The sequence below is a fragment of the Niveispirillum sp. FG148 genome, from assembly GCF_057809655.1.
Map to the genome: position 1 here is coordinate 284,826 of NZ_JBMDKJ010000004.1, position 20,190 is coordinate 305,015.

The 20,190-nt window shown below is 65.8% G+C and carries 17 protein-coding genes; 11 read left to right on the top strand and 6 right to left on the bottom strand.

The genetic code is table 11. The annotated features are described in order from the left end of the window. Nucleotides 1-127: 127 nt before the first annotated feature. Entirely contained in the window at nucleotides 128-790 is a 663-nt protein-coding gene (locus ACODTW_RS06725; protein WP_488945185.1) for a sulfite oxidase-like oxidoreductase, read from the bottom strand. A gap of 91 nt (nucleotides 791-881) precedes the next feature. Then, nucleotides 882-1,253 carry a hypothetical protein gene (locus ACODTW_RS06730; protein ID WP_488945186.1) on the bottom strand — a complete coding sequence of 124 codons (372 nt, stop codon included), beginning with the start codon at nucleotides 1,251-1,253 and terminating at the stop codon, nucleotides 882-884. A gap of 205 nt (nucleotides 1,254-1,458) precedes the next feature. Here ACODTW_RS06730 and ACODTW_RS06735 point away from each other — a divergent pair, with 205 nt between their 5' ends. From ACODTW_RS06735 to ACODTW_RS06760, 6 genes are all read left to right on the top strand, one after another. Further along, complete coding sequence (locus ACODTW_RS06735; protein ID WP_488945187.1) at nucleotides 1,459-3,735, top strand: mechanosensitive ion channel domain-containing protein; 2,277 nt, start codon at nucleotides 1,459-1,461, stop codon at nucleotides 3,733-3,735. A gap of 11 nt (nucleotides 3,736-3,746) precedes the next feature. Further along, the gene (locus tag ACODTW_RS06740) at nucleotides 3,747-4,388 is read left to right on the top strand and encodes a LysE family translocator (protein ID WP_488945188.1); all 642 of its coding nucleotides are present in this window, start codon (nucleotides 3,747-3,749) and stop codon (nucleotides 4,386-4,388) included. Between the two features lie 179 nt (nucleotides 4,389-4,567). After that, nucleotides 4,568-7,582, top strand: a complete 3,015-nt coding sequence (locus tag ACODTW_RS06745; protein ID WP_488945189.1) for a ligand-binding sensor domain-containing diguanylate cyclase — start codon at nucleotides 4,568-4,570, stop codon at nucleotides 7,580-7,582. Nucleotides 7,583-7,711: 129 nt separating this feature from the next. After that, nucleotides 7,712-8,419, top strand: a complete 708-nt coding sequence (locus tag ACODTW_RS06750; protein WP_488945190.1) for a carbonic anhydrase — start codon at nucleotides 7,712-7,714, stop codon at nucleotides 8,417-8,419. Nucleotides 8,420-8,451: 32 nt separating this feature from the next. Further along, nucleotides 8,452-9,093 (top strand): LolA family protein, encoded by a 642-nt coding sequence (locus ACODTW_RS06755; protein ID WP_488945191.1) that lies wholly within the window; start codon nucleotides 8,452-8,454, stop codon nucleotides 9,091-9,093. A 14-nt stretch (nucleotides 9,094-9,107) separates the two neighbouring features. After that, nucleotides 9,108-9,884 carry a gamma-glutamyl-gamma-aminobutyrate hydrolase family protein gene (locus ACODTW_RS06760; protein WP_488945192.1) on the top strand — a complete coding sequence of 259 codons (777 nt, stop codon included), beginning with the start codon at nucleotides 9,108-9,110 and terminating at the stop codon, nucleotides 9,882-9,884. A gap of 78 nt (nucleotides 9,885-9,962) precedes the next feature. Here ACODTW_RS06760 and ACODTW_RS06765 read toward each other — a convergent pair whose 3' ends face one another. Continuing rightward, nucleotides 9,963-11,354 (bottom strand): PAS domain-containing sensor histidine kinase, encoded by a 1,392-nt coding sequence (locus ACODTW_RS06765; RefSeq protein WP_488945193.1) that lies wholly within the window; start codon nucleotides 11,352-11,354, stop codon nucleotides 9,963-9,965. 257 nt (nucleotides 11,355-11,611) lie between these two features. Between ACODTW_RS06765 and ACODTW_RS06770 the strand changes: the two genes are divergently transcribed. Together ACODTW_RS06770 and ACODTW_RS06775 are read left to right on the top strand one after the other, a co-directional pair. Continuing rightward, complete coding sequence (locus ACODTW_RS06770; protein ID WP_488945194.1) at nucleotides 11,612-12,649, top strand: NAD(P)/FAD-dependent oxidoreductase; 1,038 nt, start codon at nucleotides 11,612-11,614, stop codon at nucleotides 12,647-12,649. After that, a complete protein-coding gene (locus ACODTW_RS06775; protein WP_488945195.1) occupies nucleotides 12,649-12,867 on the top strand; it encodes a DUF1289 domain-containing protein in 219 nt (72 codons plus the stop codon). Before ACODTW_RS06770 ends, ACODTW_RS06775 begins: the two co-directional genes overlap by 1 nt. A 7-nt stretch (nucleotides 12,868-12,874) precedes the next feature. Here ACODTW_RS06775 and ACODTW_RS06780 read toward each other — a convergent pair whose 3' ends face one another. Further along, a complete protein-coding gene (locus ACODTW_RS06780; protein ID WP_488945196.1) occupies nucleotides 12,875-13,552 on the bottom strand; it encodes an HAD family hydrolase in 678 nt (225 codons plus the stop codon). A 10-nt stretch (nucleotides 13,553-13,562) separates the two neighbouring features. Continuing rightward, nucleotides 13,563-15,134, bottom strand: coding sequence for a diguanylate cyclase (locus ACODTW_RS06785; protein WP_488945197.1), 1,572 nt, complete (start codon nucleotides 15,132-15,134; stop codon nucleotides 13,563-13,565). Between the two features lie 288 nt (nucleotides 15,135-15,422). Between ACODTW_RS06785 and ACODTW_RS06790 the strand changes: the two genes are divergently transcribed. Both ACODTW_RS06790 and ACODTW_RS06795 read left to right on the top strand, forming a co-directional pair. After that, nucleotides 15,423-17,660 carry a S9 family peptidase gene (locus ACODTW_RS06790; RefSeq protein ID WP_488945198.1) on the top strand — a complete coding sequence of 746 codons (2,238 nt, stop codon included), beginning with the start codon at nucleotides 15,423-15,425 and terminating at the stop codon, nucleotides 17,658-17,660. After that, nucleotides 17,657-18,151: a PH domain-containing protein gene (locus tag ACODTW_RS06795; RefSeq protein ID WP_488945199.1), complete on the top strand. Its 495-nt coding sequence runs from the start codon at nucleotides 17,657-17,659 to the stop codon at nucleotides 18,149-18,151. Before ACODTW_RS06790 ends, ACODTW_RS06795 begins: the two co-directional genes overlap by 4 nt. A 4-nt stretch (nucleotides 18,152-18,155) precedes the next feature. Here ACODTW_RS06795 and ACODTW_RS06800 read toward each other — a convergent pair whose 3' ends face one another. Beyond that, a complete protein-coding gene (locus ACODTW_RS06800) occupies nucleotides 18,156-18,596 on the bottom strand; it encodes a VOC family protein (protein WP_488945200.1) in 441 nt (146 codons plus the stop codon). Nucleotides 18,597-18,769: 173 nt separating this feature from the next. On the opposite strand from ACODTW_RS06800, the gene ACODTW_RS06805 reads away from it, so the two are divergent. Continuing rightward, nucleotides 18,770-20,167, top strand: a complete 1,398-nt coding sequence (locus ACODTW_RS06805; RefSeq protein WP_488945201.1) for an NAD(P)H-dependent flavin oxidoreductase — start codon at nucleotides 18,770-18,772, stop codon at nucleotides 20,165-20,167. Nucleotides 20,168-20,190 lie beyond the last annotated feature (23 nt).

The window sequence follows — 20,190 nt, forward strand, 5'->3', positions numbered from 1 at the left end:
TCGGCATCAGCCTGCGCCTGATGATCCGGTTCTAAGGGGAAGCCGGGGTGTTAGCAGCACCCCGGCAACCTTTCCAAATATAAGCCCGGCGGCCCGTTCTGGCAACGCGCCGAATCGGCTACCCGCCTCAGCTATAGCGCTGTTCGGTCCAGGGGTCGCCTTCGTTATGGTAACCGCGTTCTTCCCAGAAGCCGGGCTGATCCGCGGCCACGAATTCGATGCGGTTCACCCACTTGGCCGATTTCCAGAAATAGAATTTCGGGATGATGACGCGCACCGGCCCGCCATGTTCGGTCGTGATCGGCTTGCCTTCCCAGCTATGGGCCAGCAGCACATCGGCATCGTCGAACACTGACAGGGCCACGTTCGTCGTGTAGCCATCATAGGAATGGAAGACGATGTGCTGGGCTTCCGGCAGCGGCTTCACGACATCCAGGATGTGTTTGGCCGACACCCCTTCCCAATGGTTGTCATAGCGTGACCAGGCCGTGACGCAATGGATGTCGGACACGTCGGTGAAGGGCGGCTGGCTTTTGAACTGGGCCCAGCCCCAGGTGGTGGGATGGGCCACCAGCCCGTCGATGGTCAGTTCCCACTGGTCCAGCGACACTTCCGGCTGGATGCCCAGATCCAGTACGGGCCAGTTCTTCACCTCCCGCTGGCCCGGGGGCAGGCGGTTGGCGCGCGGGGCGGATGCCCCGGTCATCAGGCGGCCTTCGGCAGCCCATTTCTGCTTACTGTCGACCAGCTTGGCATTGGGCGGATTGTCGGGCGTGTCGGCGGGAGACATGGGATCTGTCCGTTGCTTGGTTGGATTGCTTTGCCCCTTACATAGCGCGGGGCGGGGCCGGGGGCGAGGGGGGATGCCGCAAGGAACGGTGTCAATCCGCGCAGGGTTGCTCCTCCACCGCCTCCACATGCGGGGATATATCTTCCACGGGGAAATATTCCCCACGCGTCCGCACCATCAGACAGCGCGCACCCTTGCGGTAATTGAAGATACAGGGCACCAGCCCCGTCAGTCCGCAATATTGTACCTCCGCCACGCCATCCCGGCGCAGGTCGGCGGCGACGCTGTCATTGTCGGCTGTTTCAGGATACGGATGGGGCAGGAGGCGCGGTTGCCATTTACGACCCAGAAGCTCCTTGCGCAGGTCCAGGATGCTCATGCCGACAACCTTTTCCGGGTCGGGATCCGCCGGGGCGGCCAGGGCGGATGACGCCGCCGTCAGCACCATCAGAAGCCCCACCATCCATCCCCGATCCACCATGACCCACCTCAGCCTCGACCATCGGCGGATCGTGACCGGACAGGACGCCCGTCGCAATGGTTTTGCCAAGGCCCATGGAATGGCACGCCAGGATTGCTATGTTGGGACTTGAGCGTTGATGAAACCTGCATGCTTTCTGGGGGCACGTCCCCGGTTCCCATTCCTTGGAAGAAGGTCTGTCCCGCCAATGCGGACCAAGATGATCCGGCTGATCCTGTCCTGCCTGCTGATCGCACTGTCGCTGTCGGTCGTGCGCCCTGTCGCCGCGCAGGAAGCCGCAGCCCCGGCGCAGACAGCGCCTGCCGCGGATACGGCCGCCCTGATCGATACGCTGGAGGACCCGGTCAGGCGCGACGCGTTCCTGGCGCAGTTGAAGGCGATGCAGGCCGCGCAGCAGAAGGTCGCGGCCGCGGATGAGCCGGAAGCCATGGGCAGCCGCCTCCTGTCCACCCTGTCGGATCGGATCGACGAATTCAGCCATCAGCTGGCCTCGGCGGGCAGGGCGGTGATCGACGCGCCGCATGCGCTGCGCTGGCTGCAACAGCAGATGTCCGATCCGGGGCGCCGCGATGCCTGGGCCGAACTGGGCCTGCATCTGGCCGCCATCATCGGCGGTGGTTACGCCGCCCGCTTCCTGCTGTTCTGGCTGCTGGCCCGGCCGCGTGCGGCGCTGGGAAGCCGTCCACCGGCGGGGGCGGTAACGAAGCTGCTGCTGCTGTTGGCGCGGCTGCTGCTGGACCTGATCCCCATGGCGGCCTTCGCCCTGGCTGGATTCGGGCTGCTGACCAACACGGACGCGCCCAAGGTGGTGCGGCTTGCTTCGCTCACCATCCTGAATGCCAGCCTGATCGTGCAGGGCGTGCTGGTGGCGGCCCATGTGCTGCTGTCGCCCTCCACCCCCAACCTGCGGCTGGCGCGGGTGGGGAACGAAACAGCGCATTATCTGCTGATCTGGGTCCGGCGCATTACGGTCATCGGCGTCTATGGCTATTTCATCGGGGAGGCGATGCGGGTGCTGGGCCTTCCGGCCACGCCGCATGCGGCCTGGCTGAAACTGGTCGGGCTGGTGGTGACCACCATGATCATCGTGCTGATCTTGCAGAACCGTAAGCCCGTGGCCCAGGTCATGCGCGGGGCCGCACAGCCCGAACCCAATGATCGGGACGAGGCGCTGCGCGCCGTGCTGGCCGGAGAGGCGGAGGATGACCCCACCGCTGCCTCGCCGGAAGCGCCTGTCCGCCGGCAGGTGGCCCTGTGGATGGTGCGCCAGCGGTTGGCCGATGTCTGGCACATCCTGACCATCCTTTATATCGGGGCCGTCTATCTGATCTGGGCCCTGTCGATCGCGGGCGGATTCGATTTCGTGCTGCGGGCCACGCTGGTCACGGGCGCCATCCTGATCGGATCGCGCCTGCTGTCCGAGGGGCTGGACCGGCTGGTGGAACGGGGCCTGTCGGTACCGGATGACCTGCGGCTGGCCTATCCGGGGCTGGAGGAACGGACCAACCGCTATCTGCCCTTCCTGCGCCGGCTGGCGCAGGCGACCCTGGCCCTGTTCACGGTGCTGCTGCTGCTTCAGGCCTGGGGGGCGGATGCCCTGGCCTGGCTGGGCAGCGATCTGGGCCAGCGTATCGGGGCGTCTGCCGTCACCATCCTGATCGTGCTGCTGCTGGCGCTGCTGACCTGGGAAATGGTCAATGGCGCCATCCAGCGCTATCTGACAGCAACGGACGAGAATGGTCTGGCCGTGCAGCGCAGTGGGCGCATGCGCACACTGCTGCCGCTCCTGCGCAATGCGATGACCATCGTGCTGGGCGTCCTGGTCGGGCTGATCGTGCTGTCGGAGATGGGGGTGAATATCGCGCCGCTGCTGGCGGGTGCCGGGGTCATTGGTCTGGCCGTCGGTTTCGGCGCCCAGACTCTGGTCAAGGATGTCATCACCGGTCTGTTCATCCTGATGGAGGATACGATCAGCGTTGGCGATGTTGTCACCGTTGCCGATCTGTCGGGCGGGGTGGAGGCGATGTCGATCCGGTCCATCCGTCTGCGCGGCTATGACGGTGCCGTCCACACCATCCCCTTCAGCTCCGTTACCACGGTCACCAACAGCACCAAGGAATTCAGCTATTACGTGCTGAACGTGACCGTGGATTACGGCGTTGATACGGACCGGGTTGTGGAGGTGCTGAAGGAGTTGGGCGCGGGGATGCAGGCGGAACCGGATTATGGCCGCAACATGCTGGGTCCGGTGGAAATTGCCGGCTTGGACGCTTTCCAGGACAGCGCCGTGCTGATCAAGGGGCGTATCCGCACCCGTGCCGGTCAGCAATGGATCGTGGGGCGTGAGTTCAACCGGCGCATGAAGAAGCGTTTCGATGCGGAAGGGATCACCATTCCCTTCCCGCAGCAGGTGCTGCATATCAATGCGGGCAATCCGGCCGCCGCCCCCTTGGTCGGGCAATGATCGGGCTTTCCATGATTTCCTACCAGACTCTGGCCATCTTCCTGACCACCTGCTTCTTCCTGTCGGCCACGCCCGGTCCCAACATGCTGTCGGCCTTGTCCATGGGGATGCGTCACGGGCTGTCGGGGGCCGCCTGGGGTGGGTTGGGCATGTGCCTGTCGCTGGGGCTGCTGGCCGGCCTGTCGGCGCTGGGTGTGGGCGTCCTGCTGAAGGCCTCGCCGCTGGCCTTCATAATTTTCAAATGGGTGGGCGTGGCCTATCTGGCCTGGCTGGGTGTGCAGGCCTGGCGTGCGCCGGTGGAACCGGACAGCGCGATGGCCGACGCTTCGGCCGACACCGGTTCTGCCCGGTTTGGACAGTTCGGCCTGCTGGGCCAGGGGCTGCTGATCACGCTGTCCAATCCCAAGGCCCTGGTATTCATGGCGGCCTTCTTTCCGCAATTCATCGATCCCGACCGTCCCATGGCACCGCAATTGACCATCCTGGTCGTCACCATGCTGGTGATCGAATTCGGCTGGATCATGACCTATGCGGTGGGCGGCAAGGGGCTGGCACTGCGCCTGTCGGGCCCTGTCGCGCGGCGCTGGCTGAACCGTTTGACCGGGGCCCTGCTGATCGGGGCCGGTGTGCTGCTGGCTATGGCATCAATCTGACACGCGCCTGCATATATACAGACGGATAAGGGAACCTTTGCGTGTGTGACAGCCCTTTGCCGGGCAACACCTACACGGCATAGTAGCCGCCTTGCGAGTTGATCTTGATGTTGCCGATGCCGCTGCGGTTCCTTTTGCGCCTTGCTGTCGCCTCCCGGCTTATGCTGGGTGTGGCTGCCATGGCCGGGATCATCGGGGTGCAGCCGGCCCCGGCCGTGGCAGACGAAATTGGCTGGGGAGCGTTTCCCGCCCTGGCCTTTTCCGAACTGACGACCGAAGACGGTCTTCCCCACGACGTCATCACCGCTGTCGCCCAGGATAGTGCAGGGCTGCTGTGGATCGGTACCCAGGCCGGGCTGGCCCGGTTTGACGGCTACCGGCTGCGTGTCTGGGAAGCCGATGCCGAACAGCCCGGCAGCCTGCCCGACAATTATGTGCGCGTCATGCTGCCCCTGTCCGGTGGCGCCATGCTGCTGGGCACGGGGGCTGCGGGCGTCGTCCTCTATGATCCCGCCAGCAACAGCTTCCGGCGCATCATCTCTCCCGACGGTGATCCGGGGCGGGTTCTGGCCATCGCCCCGGCCCTGGACGGGCGTGGCGATGCCGCCTGGATCGCTGCCGATGGCGGTCTGTTCCGGTGGGATGCGTCTGCGTCGACCCTGACCCGGCTGGAGGTGTCGCTGGACGATGGCGGTGCGGTCAATCCCCGCCTGTTCGCGGTTCACCAGGACAAGAATGGCGATCTGTGGCTGGGTGGCGTTTCCGGCCTGCTGCACCGAAAGGCCGGCCAGTCCCGCTTCACCCGCGTGCAGGCGGACGGGGAGGCCGGAATTGTGCTGGCGTCAGAGATCTGGGCCATCACGCGGGACAGTGCGGGCCGGCTGTGGGTCGGATCGGGCGACAGTGGCGTCATCTGGCTGGACCCTGCCGACGGCCGTCCCCGGGCGTGGCCGCGCCTTACCGGCCCCGACGGATTGGCGGGGCGTCGTACGATCCGCGGGGTGACGGAGGTGCCGGGTGGCGATCTGTGGATCGCCACGGACGGTGCCGGCCTGCTGATCCTGGATCCGCGCACGGGCGGGGTACGGCAGGAACGGCACGACCCCGTACTGGCGACCAGCCTGAACAGCGACCGCCTGCGCGCGGCGGCGGTGGATCGGGCCGGCAATATCTGGGTGCCGACCAATCAGGGGCTGGAACGCCATGATCCGTTCGCCGCCCGGGTGCGCATCATCCCTTCTTCCCCGCTGAAGCCGTTGAGCCTGACCAGCGCCGAGGTTCTGTCCACACTGTTTGATGGGCCCGGGCGCGTCTGGGTCGGGCAATCGGACGGGAATATCGACGTGCTGGACCTGCCCGGCCAGCAGCTCCACCGCCTGCACCTGCCCACGCCGCACAATGGTCGCGATGTACAGGCGCTGCTGCGCCTGCCCGATGGCACGGTGCTGGCGGCCGGGCGCGGGGTGGCCGCCATCGACCCCGTCACATTCGACATCCGGCCATCGGCCGTGCCGTGCGCCGATGGCCATATCATCATGACCATGCTGCTGGATGGCCCCGACATCCTGCTGGGTTCCTATGACGGGCTGATGCGCTATTCCCCGGCGACGGGGGCCTGCACCACCTATCGGCACATACCGGGCGATCCGGCCAGCCTGTTGAACGATCATGTGCGGGCCCTGCTGCGCCTGCCGGACGGGCGGATACTGGCGGGCACGGGCGGCGGGCTGTCCGTGCTGGGCCGGTCCGGATCTTTCCGCAGCTTCCAGCCTGTTCCGGGCGATCCGGACAGCCTTAGCCATGGTTTCATCACCGGTCTTGCCGCGGACACGCACGGAAGGCTGTGGCTGTCCACCGCCGGCGGTGGTCTGGTGGCGACGGATGTGGAGGATCTGGCCGGCACGCCCCGTTTCCGCGCCATGCGCCGGCGCAACGGCCTGCCGCACGACAATCTCGACGGGGTCGCGATTGACGCCAAGGGGCGCGTCTGGTTTACGACGCCGTCCCGTGTGGGCATGCTGGACCCGATCACGGGCCGTGTCACCCAGATGGGCGAACGCGACGGCGCCACCCTGAAATACTACGTTCTGCGCCCGTCCATGGCCGGTCCCGATGGCAGCCTGCTGCTGGGTGGGCTGGGCGGGCTTGCCATCCTGGATACTGACGGGTTGCCCGCGCGCCCTCCCATGCCGGAACTGCACTTGACGGGCCTGTCCATCAATCATGCAGAGCAGCCGGCCAGCGCCCTGCCGGCCCATGGCCAGGGACTGCACCTGTCGGCGCTGCAGCGCACCTTGGCACTGGAATTCGCCCTGCTGGATTACCGTGCCGGCAGCGACCTGCGCTACCGCCATCGACTTGTCGGGTTCGACAATGGCTGGCTGGACAGTCCCAGCCGTGCGCCGGGTGCAGGCTATACCAACCTGCCGGCGGGACAGTACGAGCTGCAGGTGCAGGCCTTGCAGACGGGCGTGGAGGGGCCGGTGGCCGAGCTGGTCTTGCCGGTTACGGTGGAACCGTTCTGGTATGAAACCTTGTCGGCGCGCATCGGCGCCGCGATCCTGGCCCTGCTGGCTGTCGGCGGCATCGTGCAGGCCCGTACCCAGGTGCTGCGCCGGCAGCGCCGGCAACTGGAACAGGAGGTGGCGGCCCGGACGCGCGATCTGGTCGCCGCGAATGCCCGCCTTGACGTGCTTGCCAGTACCGACCCGCTGACCGGCCTTCTGAACCGGCGGCGCTTTCTGGAAATGGCCCAGGCCGAACAGGCCCGCGCGCAGCGCTATGGGCGGCCGGTCACGTTACTGCTGGTCGATCTGGATCATTTCAAGCGGGTGAATGACACCTATGGCCACCGGATGGGCGATGCCGTGCTGCGCACGGCGGCCGGTGTGATGACCGCATCGCGCCGGGCCAGTGACCTGGCGGCCCGCTTCGGCGGTGAGGAGCTGGTTCTGCTGCTGCCTGAAACCGATCTTGCCGGGGCTGTCGGGTTGGCGGAACGGCTGCGCATCGCCCTGGCCGGCGCGCAAACGCGTCTGGACGGCGTCGATGTGCATATCACCGCCAGCATCGGTGTCGCGTCGCTGCGCGCCGGTGAAAGCCTGGACAACCTGCTGCACCGCGCCGATCAGGCGCTGTACAGCGCCAAACGCGCCGGGCGTGACCGCGTGATGGTGGCAGCCGGACAGAGCTGACCCCGCATCACCGCAGGGGGCCCATGACATGGAAATGTCACGCCGGTCTGGACAGGCGGGATATGTGCCGTCATGGTGCGGGCGCTAACTAGCGGTCTACCGACATTCCGTTCATGCGGGGGCGACACCATGCTGAAGGATCTGATCGACGGCTTTCGCGAGTTCCGGCGCACCAATTTCAAGCAGCAGCGCGGCCTTTTCCGGACATTGGCCTGGGCCGGGCAGAAGCCCAAGGCGGCGCTGATCACCTGCTGCGATAGCCGTGTCGACCCGACCTTGATTTTCGCGGCGCAGCCGGGTGACCTGTTTGTCATCCGGAATGTTGCCAATCTGGTTCCGCCCTATAAGCCGACCCAGGATTACCACGGCACCAGTGCTGCGCTGGAATTCGCGGTGCGGGAACTGGAGGTGCAACTGCTCGTGGTGATGGGCCACACGCAGTGCGGCGGCGTCGCCGCCCTGCCGCAGGACCGCAGCGACGAGAAGTCGGACTTCATCGGCCACTGGGTGTCGATCGCGCAACCGGCCCTGGCGCAGGCCCGCCGGGGAATGTCGGGGGATGCACAGCCCGATCTGGCCGAACTGGAACGTGCCGTCGTGCGGCTGTCGCTGGAAAATCTGCGCAGTTTCCCCTGGATCGCGGAGGCGGAGGCGCAGGGCAAGCTGCTGCTGTGCGGCATGCTGTTCGATGTGGCAGAGGCGGAACTGCATGTGCTGGACAATGCTAGCGGGCAGTTCCAACCCGTGTCCCCGCCGCGACCCCGCTTCCATGCGCCGCTGTCGGCGACGACGGCTGCCGCCGTCGGCAGCCGGGATGATGGCGCTGCGCACACATAATCCGGCCATGATCGGCGGTTAGAAGAACGCCTATGCGCAAGATCGTCCTGGCCCTGCTGGCCGCCCTCTTCCTTACCGTTCCCGTCGCCGTCGCCGCGCCGAAGGGCAAGGCGCCTCCACCGCTGTCGGCGGAAGAGCAGGCGCGCCTGCCGGCGATAGAGACCTATCTGAACGGCATCCGGACCCTGAAATCGAAGTTCATCCAGAGCAGCGATGACGGCGCCGCCCTGGCGACCGGCACGTTCCAGCTGATGCGGCCCGGCCGCATGCGCATCGATTACGATCCGCCCAACGGCAATTTCATCGTGGCCGATGGGTCCTTCGTCTATTTCTGGGATGCCGAGGTCAAGGAGCAGCAGAATTCCCCTATCGGCAGCACGCTGGCCGATTTCCTGCTGCGCGAAGATATCCACCTGTCCGGCGACGTGACCGTCATCGGCATGGACAGCCAGGACGGGCTGCTGGAAGTGACGCTGGCCCAGGCCAAGGATCCGGGCCTGGGCAGCCTGACGCTGGTATTCGAGGAAAAGCCCTTTTCCTTGCGCAAGTGGCGTGTGCTGGATGCGCAGGGCCGGACGACGGAGGTGGCCTTGCAGGGCCCGCAATTCGGCGTCAGTCTGGACAAGGACCAGTTCTATTTCCGCGATCCCGGCCGCCGCCGCGACCGCGACTGACCGGAGTTGCCCCCATGACCGCATCGACATCCGCCGCCCGCAAACCGCTGGTCGGGCTTCCTTGCGATGCGCGTGAACTGGGGCCGCATCCGTTCCATGTCGTGGGCGACAAATATATCCGCGCCGTCAGCCATGGGGCCCATTGCCAGCCCGTGCTGATCCCGGCGCTGGGCGACTGGTGGGATGCGGACGGGCTGCTGGACCGGCTGGACGGCCTGTTCTTCACGGGCAGCCCCAGCAACCTGCATCCAGGCCATTACGGGCTGCCCGACGACATGATCACCCCGCCGCTGGACCCGGCGCGCGATGCCACGACCCTGCCGTTGCTGAAGGCAGCACTGGTCCGCGGCATTCCCGTCTTCGCCGTCTGCCGCGGTTTTCAGGAACTGAATGTGGCGCTGGGCGGTACGCTGTACCCGCGCGTGCAGGAGGTGCCGGGCCGCATGGATCACCGGGAGCCGAAGGAGGCTGCGGTGGAGGTGCAATATGCGCCCGTCCACCCCGTCATTCTGACGCAGGGTGGTGAATTCGCCCGCATCACCGGGGTGCGTGAGATGATGGTCAATTCGCTGCACCAGCAGGGGATCGACCGCCTGGCCGACAGCCTGAGCGTGGAAGCAGTGGCGCCCGACGGGCAGATCGAAGGCGTGCGCTATACCGGCGGGCCGGGCTTCGCGCTGGCGGTACAATGGCATCCGGAATGGCGCTTTTGGGAGAACCCGCCCTATGCGGCCCTGCTGTCGGCCTTCGGGGACGCGGTACGTGCCCACGCGGCGGCCCGCGCGGCGTAGCCAAGCCTACGGATGTAGGCGCCGGCGATTGAGGCGCGGTAACTCTTGACCATCGGTCAGGAGTTACCGCCACTGGTATCAGTTCTGCACCGCAGCCCGCAGCAGGGTCAGCGGCACCGACTGCACCCGGTCGGGCGGCAGGGTGATGGTGACAAGGGTGCCGACATCGACGGTGCTTTCCAGCCTTGCGGTACCGCCATGCAGCTCGGCCAGGGCCCTGACCAGCGGCAGGCCCAGGCCCACACCGCCGGCATTGCGTGAATGGCTGCCCTCGATCTGGCGGAATGGCTCCATGGCGGTGGCCATGTCCTTCTCGCTCATCCCGATGCCCGTATCCTGTACGAAGATGGACATGGACCCGTCCGCCTCTGCCCGCGCACCACAGGTGACGCGGCCGCCCGGCGGGGTGAATTTCACGGCATTGGACAGAAGGTTGGACAGGATCTGCTTCAACGCCACCTCGTCCCCGCGGACGGGCGGCAGGTCGGTGTCGATGGCGGTTTCCAGCAGCACCTCCCCCTTGTCGGCCCGTTCGGCCACCAGACGCAGGCTGGACCGGATCAGGCGCGGGATATCGACCAGCCGTTCCGCCAGTTCCTTGCGGCCCGCCTGGATCTTGGACAGGTCCAGGATGTCATTGATCAGGGCCAGCAGGGTTTGTCCGCTGTCATGGATATCGTGGGCATATTCGCGATAGGCGCGGTTGGTCAGCGGTCCCATGGCTTCGGTGGCGATGATCTCCGAAAAGCCGATGATGGCGTTCAGCGGGGTCCGCAGTTCATGGCTCATGTTGGTCAGGAATTCGGACTTGGCGCGGTTGGCCATTTCCGCTGCCGCCACGGCCCTCTCCATGGCGGCGCGATCCTGACGCCATTGGGTGATGTCCCGCACGCTGCCCTGGAAGGCGATGGCGCGGCCATCGGCATTGCGGATGATGCCTGCGCTGATGGCGACCCACAGGGTGCGGCCGTCCCGCCGATACAGCTCGACCGGCACACTGCCCACTTCTTCCTGTCCCAGCAGGGCCTGGGTGATGGTTTCCCGGTTTTCCTGGTCGACATAAAGCTGCTTGGACACATCCTGGATTTCGGTCAGCAACTGCACTTCGCTGTCATATCCCAGCAAGGCCAGCAGGGCGGGATTGGCGGACAGGAAGCGGCCGCCGATATCCAGGGTGAACATCCCCTCCATCGCCGACTCATAGATGTCCCGATATTTGCGGGCGTCGGCCGTCGCGTGTTCCGCATTCCGTTTCTGCCGGTCCAGTTCGGCGGTCAGGTCGGCATTGCGCTGGGTCAGGGTGGCCATCTGCCACATCTGGTCGCGCCAGCGCTGCCGGATGGCGTGCGCCGCCACCAGCACCAGCAGCAGGGCCGCCAGCAGCGTCAGGCCGAGCGGCACAGGATGGCTGTCCGCCAGTCCCGCCGGCAGAACCATGTCGGGTTTCGACAGGGCCAGGAAAGCGGCCACAATAAATCCTGCCGCGAGTGGCAGGGCCAACCACGGGATCAGAGCGGTCCGTCGCGCCGCGGCGCCGACCGGAACAGGCCGTTCTGCGTGGTTCCGATTGTCCATCGCCTGCCTGCGGCCATCTTTAATAGTCATTGCTAGCATTTTTCCGATCCGGTGTCATGCCGCGCATGCGGTCGGGTGGATGAAGGGGGGCTGGACATCGGCAGCCATCGCGCCATCTGCTGCATCGATCGATGCCCTGTCCGGAAGACCCCATGTCCGATATCCCCGAAAAGATCGCTGTCATCGGTGCCGGCCTGTCCGGTTTGTCCGCCGCTCTGTCGCTGGTCGCGGCCGGTCACCAGGTTCGGGTCTTCGACAAGGGGCGGGGGCCGGGGGGGCGGCTGTCGACGCGCCGGGCCGGCGACTGGCGCTTCGATCATGGCGGGCAGTTCATGACGGCGCGGGACGATGGATTCCGCGCGGTCATGGCAGAACTGGTTGCCGCTGGCCGGGCCGCCCCATGGATGGCACGCGTCATCCGCCTGCATCCCGATGGAAGGCAGGAACCGCATGATGTTGAACGGTTCGTCGGCACACCCGGCATGAACAGCATCGTCCAGGGTCTGGCTGCCCTGTTGCCCGAAGCCGCGCGTCCACAGTTCGGGGTGCGCGTCACCGCCATTACCGGTACGCCCGGCCGCTGGTCCCTGGCCGTGGAGGATGGGGCAGATATCGGTCCCTTCGCGCAGCTGGTTCTGGCCCTGCCGGCACCGCAGGCCGCGGACCTGCTGCGCCCCGTAGCGCCGGCATTGGCGGAGCGGGCAGCCCATGCCACCATGGCGCCCTGCTGGGCCCTGATGCTGGGCTTCGCCGATCCGGTGGGGCTGCCGGGCTGGGATGCGGCCTTCATTGCCGATGCGGGCGGGCCTGACCGTCCCTTGTCCTGGATTGCCCATGACGGGGGCAAGCCGGGCCGGGCGGGCAATGCTGCCTTCGTTGCCCATGGTGCCCCTGCCTGGTCGCAGATGCATCTGGAAGCGGATGCGGCCTCGGTTGAAGCGATGCTGCTGCCGGCCTTCCGTGCGGTGACGGGGATTGTCGACGAACCGTCTTTCCTGGCGGCCCATCGCTGGCGTTATGCCCTGCCCACAGCCCCGCTGGCCGACGGATTCCTGCTTGACGCGGACCTGGGTCTGGGGGCCTGTGGCGACTGGTGTCTGGAAGCGCGCGCCGAGGCGGCGTTCGTCAGCGGGCGGCGGCTGGCGGTCGCCATGGGGACAGCGGCGTCGGGTCGAATGGGGAAGGCGTGATGGTGGAAGTCGTGGTGCCGGATCCGGACGATTATGTCCCCAGCCCCTGCCTGCGCAAATGTGACCTGGACCGGCGGCGGGAATTCTGCCTGGGCTGCAAGCGGTCGTTGCAGGAGATCATGCGGTGGGGCGTCATGACGCCCGATGAACGTCGCGCCGTCTGGGTCCGCCTGGGCCGCCCCCTGCCACCGCCGGGAGAGCACCGCGACCCCTGGTGACCATCGGTCAAACGGTCAGCAGCCGGCGGACGTCATGCAGGTCGTCGGCGACATGCAGGGCCAGCATCCGCATTTCCGCCGTGGCGGGCAGCAGGTCGGGCACCATCACCGCCATCATGCCCGCCCCATGGGCCGACCGGATGCCGTTATGGCTGTCCTCCAGCGCCAGGCAATGCGCGGGATCGACGCCCAGCCGGGCGGCAGCCGTGAGGTAAGGTTCCGGATGCGGCTTGCCACGCTGGACATCGTCGCGGGTGACGATGCTGGCGAAACGGTGGTGGATGCCGACATGGCGCAGATGTTCGTCCGCCTTCTCCCGGCCGGTGGAGGTGGCGACGGCCTTGGGCAGGTCCAACCCTTCCAGATGGTCCAGCAATTCCACCACGCCCGCCATCATCTCCACGCCGCGCCGCAACTGCTCCATGCGCGCCATGAAGGCCGTGCGGAAGCGGGTGAACCCATCCTCCCCGCCGAAATAGTCGCGCAGCATGGCGTGGGTCTCGGGCCAGGGCGTGCCGATGATACCGGCATAGAAATCATCCGCCATGGGCTGACCGACCGCCTCTGCGGCCCCCAGCGTGGCCGTGCGCACATGGCGCTCGGTATCGATCAGCAGCCCGTCCATGTCGAAGATGACGGCATGGATGGGGCGGGGGAAGGCGGCAACAGACAGGGACAGGGGCATTTTCCGGCTTTCAGGGCACCTTGAGGCCGGACACTTCCACCCGGTTGCGGCCGCGCTGCTTGGCCAGGTACAGCGCCTGATCGGCACGGTCCAGGATGGCGGCCAGCGTTTCCTCGATGCCGCCATACCATTCGGCCACGCCCAGGCTGGCCGTCAGCGGGATTTCCGTGCCTTCATGCAGGACGGGCGTGGCCCCGATAGCGCAGCGGATGCGTTCGGCCACCTGCGTGGCGGCGGCCAGCTCCGTTTCCGGCAGCAGAATCACCAGTTCCTCACCGCCATAGCGGGCCAGACTGTCGGCCCCGCGCAGCGCGGCGGCCGTACGGTCGGCGGCGGCCCGGATGGCGGTGTCGCCGGCAGCATGGCCGAAATTGTCATTGATGCGCTTGAACTGGTCCAGATCGATCAGCAGCAGGGAGAAGGGCCGGCGGTAGCGCACGGACCGATCCCGCTCCGTCGTCGCGATCTCCATGAAGCGGCGGCGGTTCAGGATGCCCGTCAGACTGTCGGTGCTGGCCAGCCGCTCCAGCTTGGCATTGGCCTCCATCAGCTCCGCCGTGCGGTCGGCGACGCGATGTTCCAGGGTCTGGGTCAATGCGCGCAGGTCGATGTTGGCCTGACTCAACCGTTCATAAAGCACGATATTGACTAGACCAGCCGCGAACTTGGCCGCCAGAACGCCCAGCATCTCCCCGTCCGCCGGCACCAGCGTGCGGTCACATTCCAGCAGGGCCAGGAAGATGGTGCCGTCCGGCCCCGGCATGTGCAGCGTCGCACGGTTGCCGTCCACGCCCGTCCGCCGCATGGCCAGCGCCGCCACCAGCCGGGCATAGAGCGTGCTGTCCGGATCCGGCGGTACGGGGGGGCAGAAATGGCCCGTGCCGGCCAGCGGCCGGAAGCGGTTGCCGCCGGGCAGCCAGCCGTCCATGTCGTCCACGACATAGACGACGCCCGATGCGTTGGCCCCCAGGATGGGGCCCGCCTGTTCAAGCATGGTCTGGGTATAGGCTTCCATCCCCATGTCGGGGCGCAGCCGGTCGTCCAGCGCCACCATGCGGCGCAGGCCACGGCGGTTCGCCTCGATCACGGTGATGCTGTCATAGGCGCGCAGTGCCGCGATCACGGTCGTGAACAGCTTCTGTGACGTCAGCTCCGTCTTGGCCTTGTAGTCATTGACGTCGTAATCGACGATGACACGTTCTTCCGGCGCCTGGCCGGGCTGACCGGTGCGCAGGATGATGCGCACGGCCTTGTCGCCCAGATCGTCGCGGATCGCGCGGACCAGACGCAGGCCGGCATCGTCGGTTTCCATCACCACGTCCAGCAGGACCAGCGCGATATCCGCCTCTGCCGCCAGCATGGTCTGGGCCTGGGCCGCCGAATAGGCGGACAGCAACTCCAGCGGCCGGTCGCGGAACCGCACCTTGCGCAGGGCATAGCGGGTAACGGAATGCACCTCTTCGTCATCATCGACGATCAGGATGCGCCAAGGCGGTCCGTCGGGTGGACGGTTCTGCGACGGTGCAACCGTGACGCCTTTCAGCGTCCCGTCTTCCGCGAACAGGAAATCGTCCTCGTCCACTCTGTCGCCCCATCGACGTTCAGTGCCGGTATCCGGTGCCGGTCGCCCCCCAGCACCCGTTCAAACGCAATACGCAAAGACAAACAGATATACGCCCATCCTCTCCGTTCACCGTGTTGCCACAGCGGAACGGTCCGGACAGGCAAAATCATCACCTTGTCAGTATAGACAGTTTCGGTCGCGGGTGCCCACAGCAAAAGGTACAACCGTTTGAAATCTTCGGTGGCGACGGGGGCGGCCCCGCCCTATCTTCGTCTCCAGATCAGAAATCAATTCGGGGAGTAACGCATGTCATCCGGCAATGCCATGGGTCGGGGGCCGCGCCGGCCCGCCATCTTGTTACTGTTCGTCGCGCTGGTCGGTGCAACCACACTGGCCTATGTGACCATGCCCGATACCCAGACCCCGAAGCCATCGAAGCCCCAGGAGGCCGTCGCCTTGCCCCCCTTGCGCCAAAGCCTGTTTCCCGCTGCCCCTGTCGCCAAGCAGATGCCGGTGGAGCATGTGCGCCACGGCGACACCTATGTCGACCCCTATGACTGGCTGCGTGACCGTGATTACCCCAAGGTCGACGATGTCGAGGTGCTGGATTACCTGAAGGCGGAGAATGCCTATACCGATCAGGTGATGGGCAAGGAAGAGGAAGGCCTGCGCGCAGCCCTGTTCGCCGAGCTGAGGGGCCGGGTGAAGGAGGATGACACGGGCGTTCCCTATCCCAAGGGCGGCTATATCTACCAGTCGCGCTTCTCCGCCGGCCAGGACCATCCCGTCTTCGTGCGCCGTGCGAAGGGAGAACCGGAGGGTGCGGAAAAGCCCATCCTGGACGTCAATGAACTGGCCAAGGGCAAGGAATTCTATGATGTCGAGGCGCTGGAGCCCAGTCCCGACGGCCGCTACCTAGCCTACAGCTTCGACGATAACGGGTCGGAGAATTTCACCATCGTCGTGAAAGACCTGACCACGGGTCAGCTGGTCGGCGATCCCATCCCCGGCACCTCGGGCTCCGTCGTCTGGGCGGCCGACAACAAGACCCTGTTCTATGTGCTGAAGGATGGAAGCCAGCGGCCCAAGCAGGTGATGCGCAACAGTCTGGGGGCCAAGCCGGACGCCGCCGCCCTGGTTTATGAGGAAGCGGACCCGTCCTGGTGGGTCGGGATCAGTGAAAGCCAGTCCGGCCGCTTCATCGAGATCGGGTCCGGCACGCTGGTGGCGTCCGAAACCCTGCTGATCCCGTCCGACAATCCCACGGCCAAGCCCAAACCCGTCATCCCCCGTCGCGACAACCATCTTTACTCCGTGGCCGACCAGGGCGACAGCCTGTGGATCCTGTCTAACGACAAGCACCTGAATTTCCGCCTGCTGAAGGCGCCCTTGAAGGACTGGTCGGAAAAAAACTGGACGGAGGTGATGGCCGGCAGCGACCGTCAGTACCTGACCGGCCTGCTGGCGCTGAAGGACTGGCTGGTCGTGTTCGGCCGGCAGGATGGCACGCAGCAGGTCTGGGTGCTGGACAAGGCAGGGGCCAGCCACACCATCGCGTTTCCCGACGCAGCCTTTGCCGTCTCCCCCGTCAGTAACGAGGAATATGAGACCGGGACGCTGCGGGTGCGGTATCATTCACTGGTCACGCCGCCGACCACCTTCGACTATGACCTGGCCGCCCGCACGCTGACCACGCGCAAGGTGCAGGAGATCCCCAGCGGCTATGATGCGTCGCTCTACACCTCCGAACGGCTGATGGCCCCGGCGCGCGACGGCACTCCCATCCCCGTTTCCATCGTCTATCGCAAGGACGTGAAAAAGGATGGCAAGGCGCCGCTGCATCTCTATGGCTATGGTTCCTATTCCATCGCCACGGAGCCGGGCTTCTCCGCCAACCGCATCGGCCTGCTGGATCGCGGCTTCGTCTATGCCATCGCCCATATCCGCGGGGGCGAGGAGATGGGCCGCCCCTGGCACGATGCCGGCCGCCTGACCAACAAGCCCAACACCTTCAACGATTTCCTGGACGCGGCGCAGTTCCTGGTGGCCCAGGGCTTTACCAGCCCTGGACAGATCAGCATTGAAGGCGGGTCGGCCGGCGGCACCCTGATGGGGGCCGTGCTGAACATGGCGCCCGACGGCATGTTTGCCGGGGCCGTGGCCCATGTGCCCTTCGTCGATGTGCTGAATACGCTGTTCGACGATACGCTGCCGCTGACCACGGGCGATTACCCGGAATGGGGCAATCCCAACCTGCCGGAAATCTATCAGGTCATGAAGACCTACAGCCCCTATGACAATGTCACCAAGCGGCCTTATCCGCCGCTTCTGATCACGGCGGGGCTGAATGATTACCGCGTCACCTATTGGGAACCGGCCAAGTGGGCGGCCCGGCTGCGCACCCACAAGACCGACGACAATGTCCTGCTGCTGAAGACGGAGATGAGTGCCGGCCATGGCGGCTCCACCGGCCGCTTCGACAAGCTGAAGGAGGTGGCGTTGAGCCAGGCCTTCATCCTGCGCGCGCACGGGATGTCGAAATGAGTGATGCCAAGCCGGGCCGCTATCCCCCTGACGCGTTGAAGGCCGATGGCCTGCGCGCTGTCGTCGGGCTGGCGGTCATGCTGGGCCTGCTGGGGCTGGCCGGGATGCAGGCGCATCCGCTGGTGGCCCTGCCGCTGCTGGCGGGCGCGGGGCTGTTCCTCTGGCTGGGGCTGCGTACGCTGTGGCGGGGTGGGGCCCGCTTCGGGGTAACGGATCAGGGGCTGCGGCTGCAGGATGGGTTTTTCACCATCCTGGTCCCCTGGGACCGGATCACCGGGGTCCGCCTGCGTTATTATTCAACGAAGAAGGACCGGTCCGGCGGCTGGATGCAGTTGACCCTGCGTGTCGGCCGGCGGGGATACAGTATCGAAAGCCAGTTGACGGGATTCGATGCCATTGCCGCCCGGGTGGCGACGATGGTGGTAGAGCGCGGCCTGCCCGTGGACCCGTTAACCCGGGAGAATTTCCTGTCCCTGGGCCATTACATGTGACGGATCATGCCGACGGCGGTACCCACGGATCATAGGTCCCGAAATGCCAGAGGTGCCCTTCCGGATCGCGCAGCGTGAAGGCGCGGGAACCGTAATTGGTGTCGATGATGCCGCCTTCCAGGGTCTTTTCCCCCGCTGCCGTGGCGCGGGCGTAAAGCGCATCCAGATCGGTGATGATGAAGCAGTTCAGGGCAGCACCCGACCCGTCCGGCCCTGGCGCCCGGAACCCATATTGGTCTTCGCGGTCGCTGGACAGCATGATCATGCCCTTGCCCAGGGTCAGTTGGGCATGGACAATGTCGTCCCCTTCACCCGGCACGACCAGATGTTCGGCAAAACCCACCACCCGGACCAGCCAGCCGATGGCGGCCTTTGCGTCCTTGTAGCGCAGGCACGGCGTGACCTGACCTTCGCGTTCCAGCTGTTTTCCCAACGCTTCCGCCATTTCTGGTTCCCCCGATGCCTGTGATTTCCGACCTTCCCTTACGTCAACATAATGCAACGGCATAGGCTACCCCTCTTTCGCTCCGATATCTTTTCCTATATGCACCCGTGAGAACCTGTGCCGGCAACCGGCGACGGGACGATGGTGGTTGGTGTTGTTGCGGAGGAAGTACGGTGAAGGCGCTGAAGCCCCTGTTCATGTCCGGCAAGGAAGTGCTGCCCCTGGTGGAAGGTGGGAAAGGCATCGCCGTGTCGACGGGACAAAGTGCGGGTGCCTGGGCGGCTGCCGGCGGCATCGGCACCTTTTCCGGGGTCAATGCCGACACCTATGACGAAAACGGCAACCCGGTTCCCCAGGTCTACCGTACCCGCACCCGTCGCGAACGGCATGAAGAGCTGATCGCCTATGGCATCCAGGGCGGCATCACGCAGGCGCGCATCGCGCACGAGATGTCGAACGGCAATGGCCGGCTGCATGTCAATGTGCTGTGGGAAATGGGCGGGGCCGAACATATCCTGGAAGGCATCCTGGAAGGGGCCAAGGGCCTGGTCCATGGCGTGACCTGCGGTGCCGGCATGCCCTACCGCGTGGCGGAAATCGCCGTGCGCTATGGCGTGCATTACTACCCGATCGTCAGCTCCGCCCGCGCCTTCCGCGCCCTGTGGCTGCGTTCCTACAATAAGCATCCCGGCAATCTGGGCGGCGTGGTCTATGAGGACCCGTGGCTGGCCGGCGGCCATAACGGCCTGTCCAACAGCGAAGACCCGCAGAAGCCGGAAGATCCCTATCCGCGCGTCGCGGCCCTGCGCCAGATGATGAACAGCTTCGGCCTGACCCAGACGCCCATCGTCATGGCGGGCGGCGTCTGGTGGCTGGAGGAATGGGACCATTGGCTGGACAATCCGGAAATCGGCCCCATCGCTTTCCAGTTCGGCACGCGCCCGCTGCTGACCAAGGAAAGCCCGATTTCGGATGCCTGGAAGCAGAAGCTGCTGACCTTGCAGGCCGGTGATGTCTATCTGAACCGCTTCTCCCCCACCGGCTTCTATTCGTCGGCCGTGCGCAACCCGTTCCTGGAGAAGCTGCGCCTGCGGTCCGAACGGCAGGTTGCCTTTGCCAGCGAGCCGGTGGGCGAGCTGACGGAGGAATTCGCCATCGGTCCGCGCGGCCGCCCCGTCTATCTGACCAAGTGCGACAAGGCCCATGCCGAAGGCTGGATGGCCCAGGGCTTCACCCAGGCGCTGAAGACGCCGGATACGACGCTGGTCTTCGTCACGCCCGACGATGCCCGCGCCATCCTGAAGGATCAGGTGGATTGCATGGGCTGCCTGTCGGCCTGCGCCTTCTCCAACTGGTCGCAGAACGAGGAGGGGACGACGGGCCGTCGTGCCGATCCGCGCTCCTTCTGCATCCAGAAGACGCTGCAGAACATCAGCCATTCGGATGATTGCGAACATCAGCTGATGTTCGCCGGCCACAATGCCTATCGCTTCGCCCAGGACCCCTGGTACGCCAATGGCTTCGTGCCGACGGTCAAGGAACTGGTCGACCGCATCATGACGGGCAAGTAAGGGCTCACGCGGGGGGGAGCATC

Excerpts from the sequence above, each read along its gene's own strand:
- ACODTW_RS06725 (WP_488945185.1), bottom strand. The coding sequence starts at position 790 with ATGTCTCCCGCCGACACGCCCGACAATCCGCCCAATGCCAAGCTGGTC.
- ACODTW_RS06730 (WP_488945186.1), bottom strand. The coding sequence starts at position 1,253 with ATGGTGGGGCTTCTGATGGTGCTGACGGCGGCGTCATCCGCCCTGGCC.
- ACODTW_RS06735 (WP_488945187.1), top strand. The coding sequence starts at position 1,459 with ATGCGGACCAAGATGATCCGGCTGATCCTGTCCTGCCTGCTGATCGCA.
- ACODTW_RS06740 (WP_488945188.1), top strand. The coding sequence starts at position 3,747 with ATGATTTCCTACCAGACTCTGGCCATCTTCCTGACCACCTGCTTCTTC.
- ACODTW_RS06745 (WP_488945189.1), top strand. The coding sequence starts at position 4,568 with ATGGCCGGGATCATCGGGGTGCAGCCGGCCCCGGCCGTGGCAGACGAA.
- ACODTW_RS06750 (WP_488945190.1), top strand. The coding sequence starts at position 7,712 with ATGCTGAAGGATCTGATCGACGGCTTTCGCGAGTTCCGGCGCACCAAT.
- ACODTW_RS06755 (WP_488945191.1), top strand. The coding sequence starts at position 8,452 with ATGCGCAAGATCGTCCTGGCCCTGCTGGCCGCCCTCTTCCTTACCGTT.
- ACODTW_RS06760 (WP_488945192.1), top strand. The coding sequence starts at position 9,108 with ATGACCGCATCGACATCCGCCGCCCGCAAACCGCTGGTCGGGCTTCCT.
- ACODTW_RS06770 (WP_488945194.1), top strand. The coding sequence starts at position 11,612 with ATGTCCGATATCCCCGAAAAGATCGCTGTCATCGGTGCCGGCCTGTCC.
- ACODTW_RS06775 (WP_488945195.1), top strand. The coding sequence starts at position 12,649 with ATGGTGGAAGTCGTGGTGCCGGATCCGGACGATTATGTCCCCAGCCCC.
- ACODTW_RS06780 (WP_488945196.1), bottom strand. The coding sequence starts at position 13,552 with ATGCCCCTGTCCCTGTCTGTTGCCGCCTTCCCCCGCCCCATCCATGCC.
- ACODTW_RS06790 (WP_488945198.1), top strand. The coding sequence starts at position 15,423 with ATGTCATCCGGCAATGCCATGGGTCGGGGGCCGCGCCGGCCCGCCATC.
- ACODTW_RS06795 (WP_488945199.1), top strand. The coding sequence starts at position 17,657 with ATGAGTGATGCCAAGCCGGGCCGCTATCCCCCTGACGCGTTGAAGGCC.
- ACODTW_RS06800 (WP_488945200.1), bottom strand. The coding sequence starts at position 18,596 with ATGGCGGAAGCGTTGGGAAAACAGCTGGAACGCGAAGGTCAGGTCACG.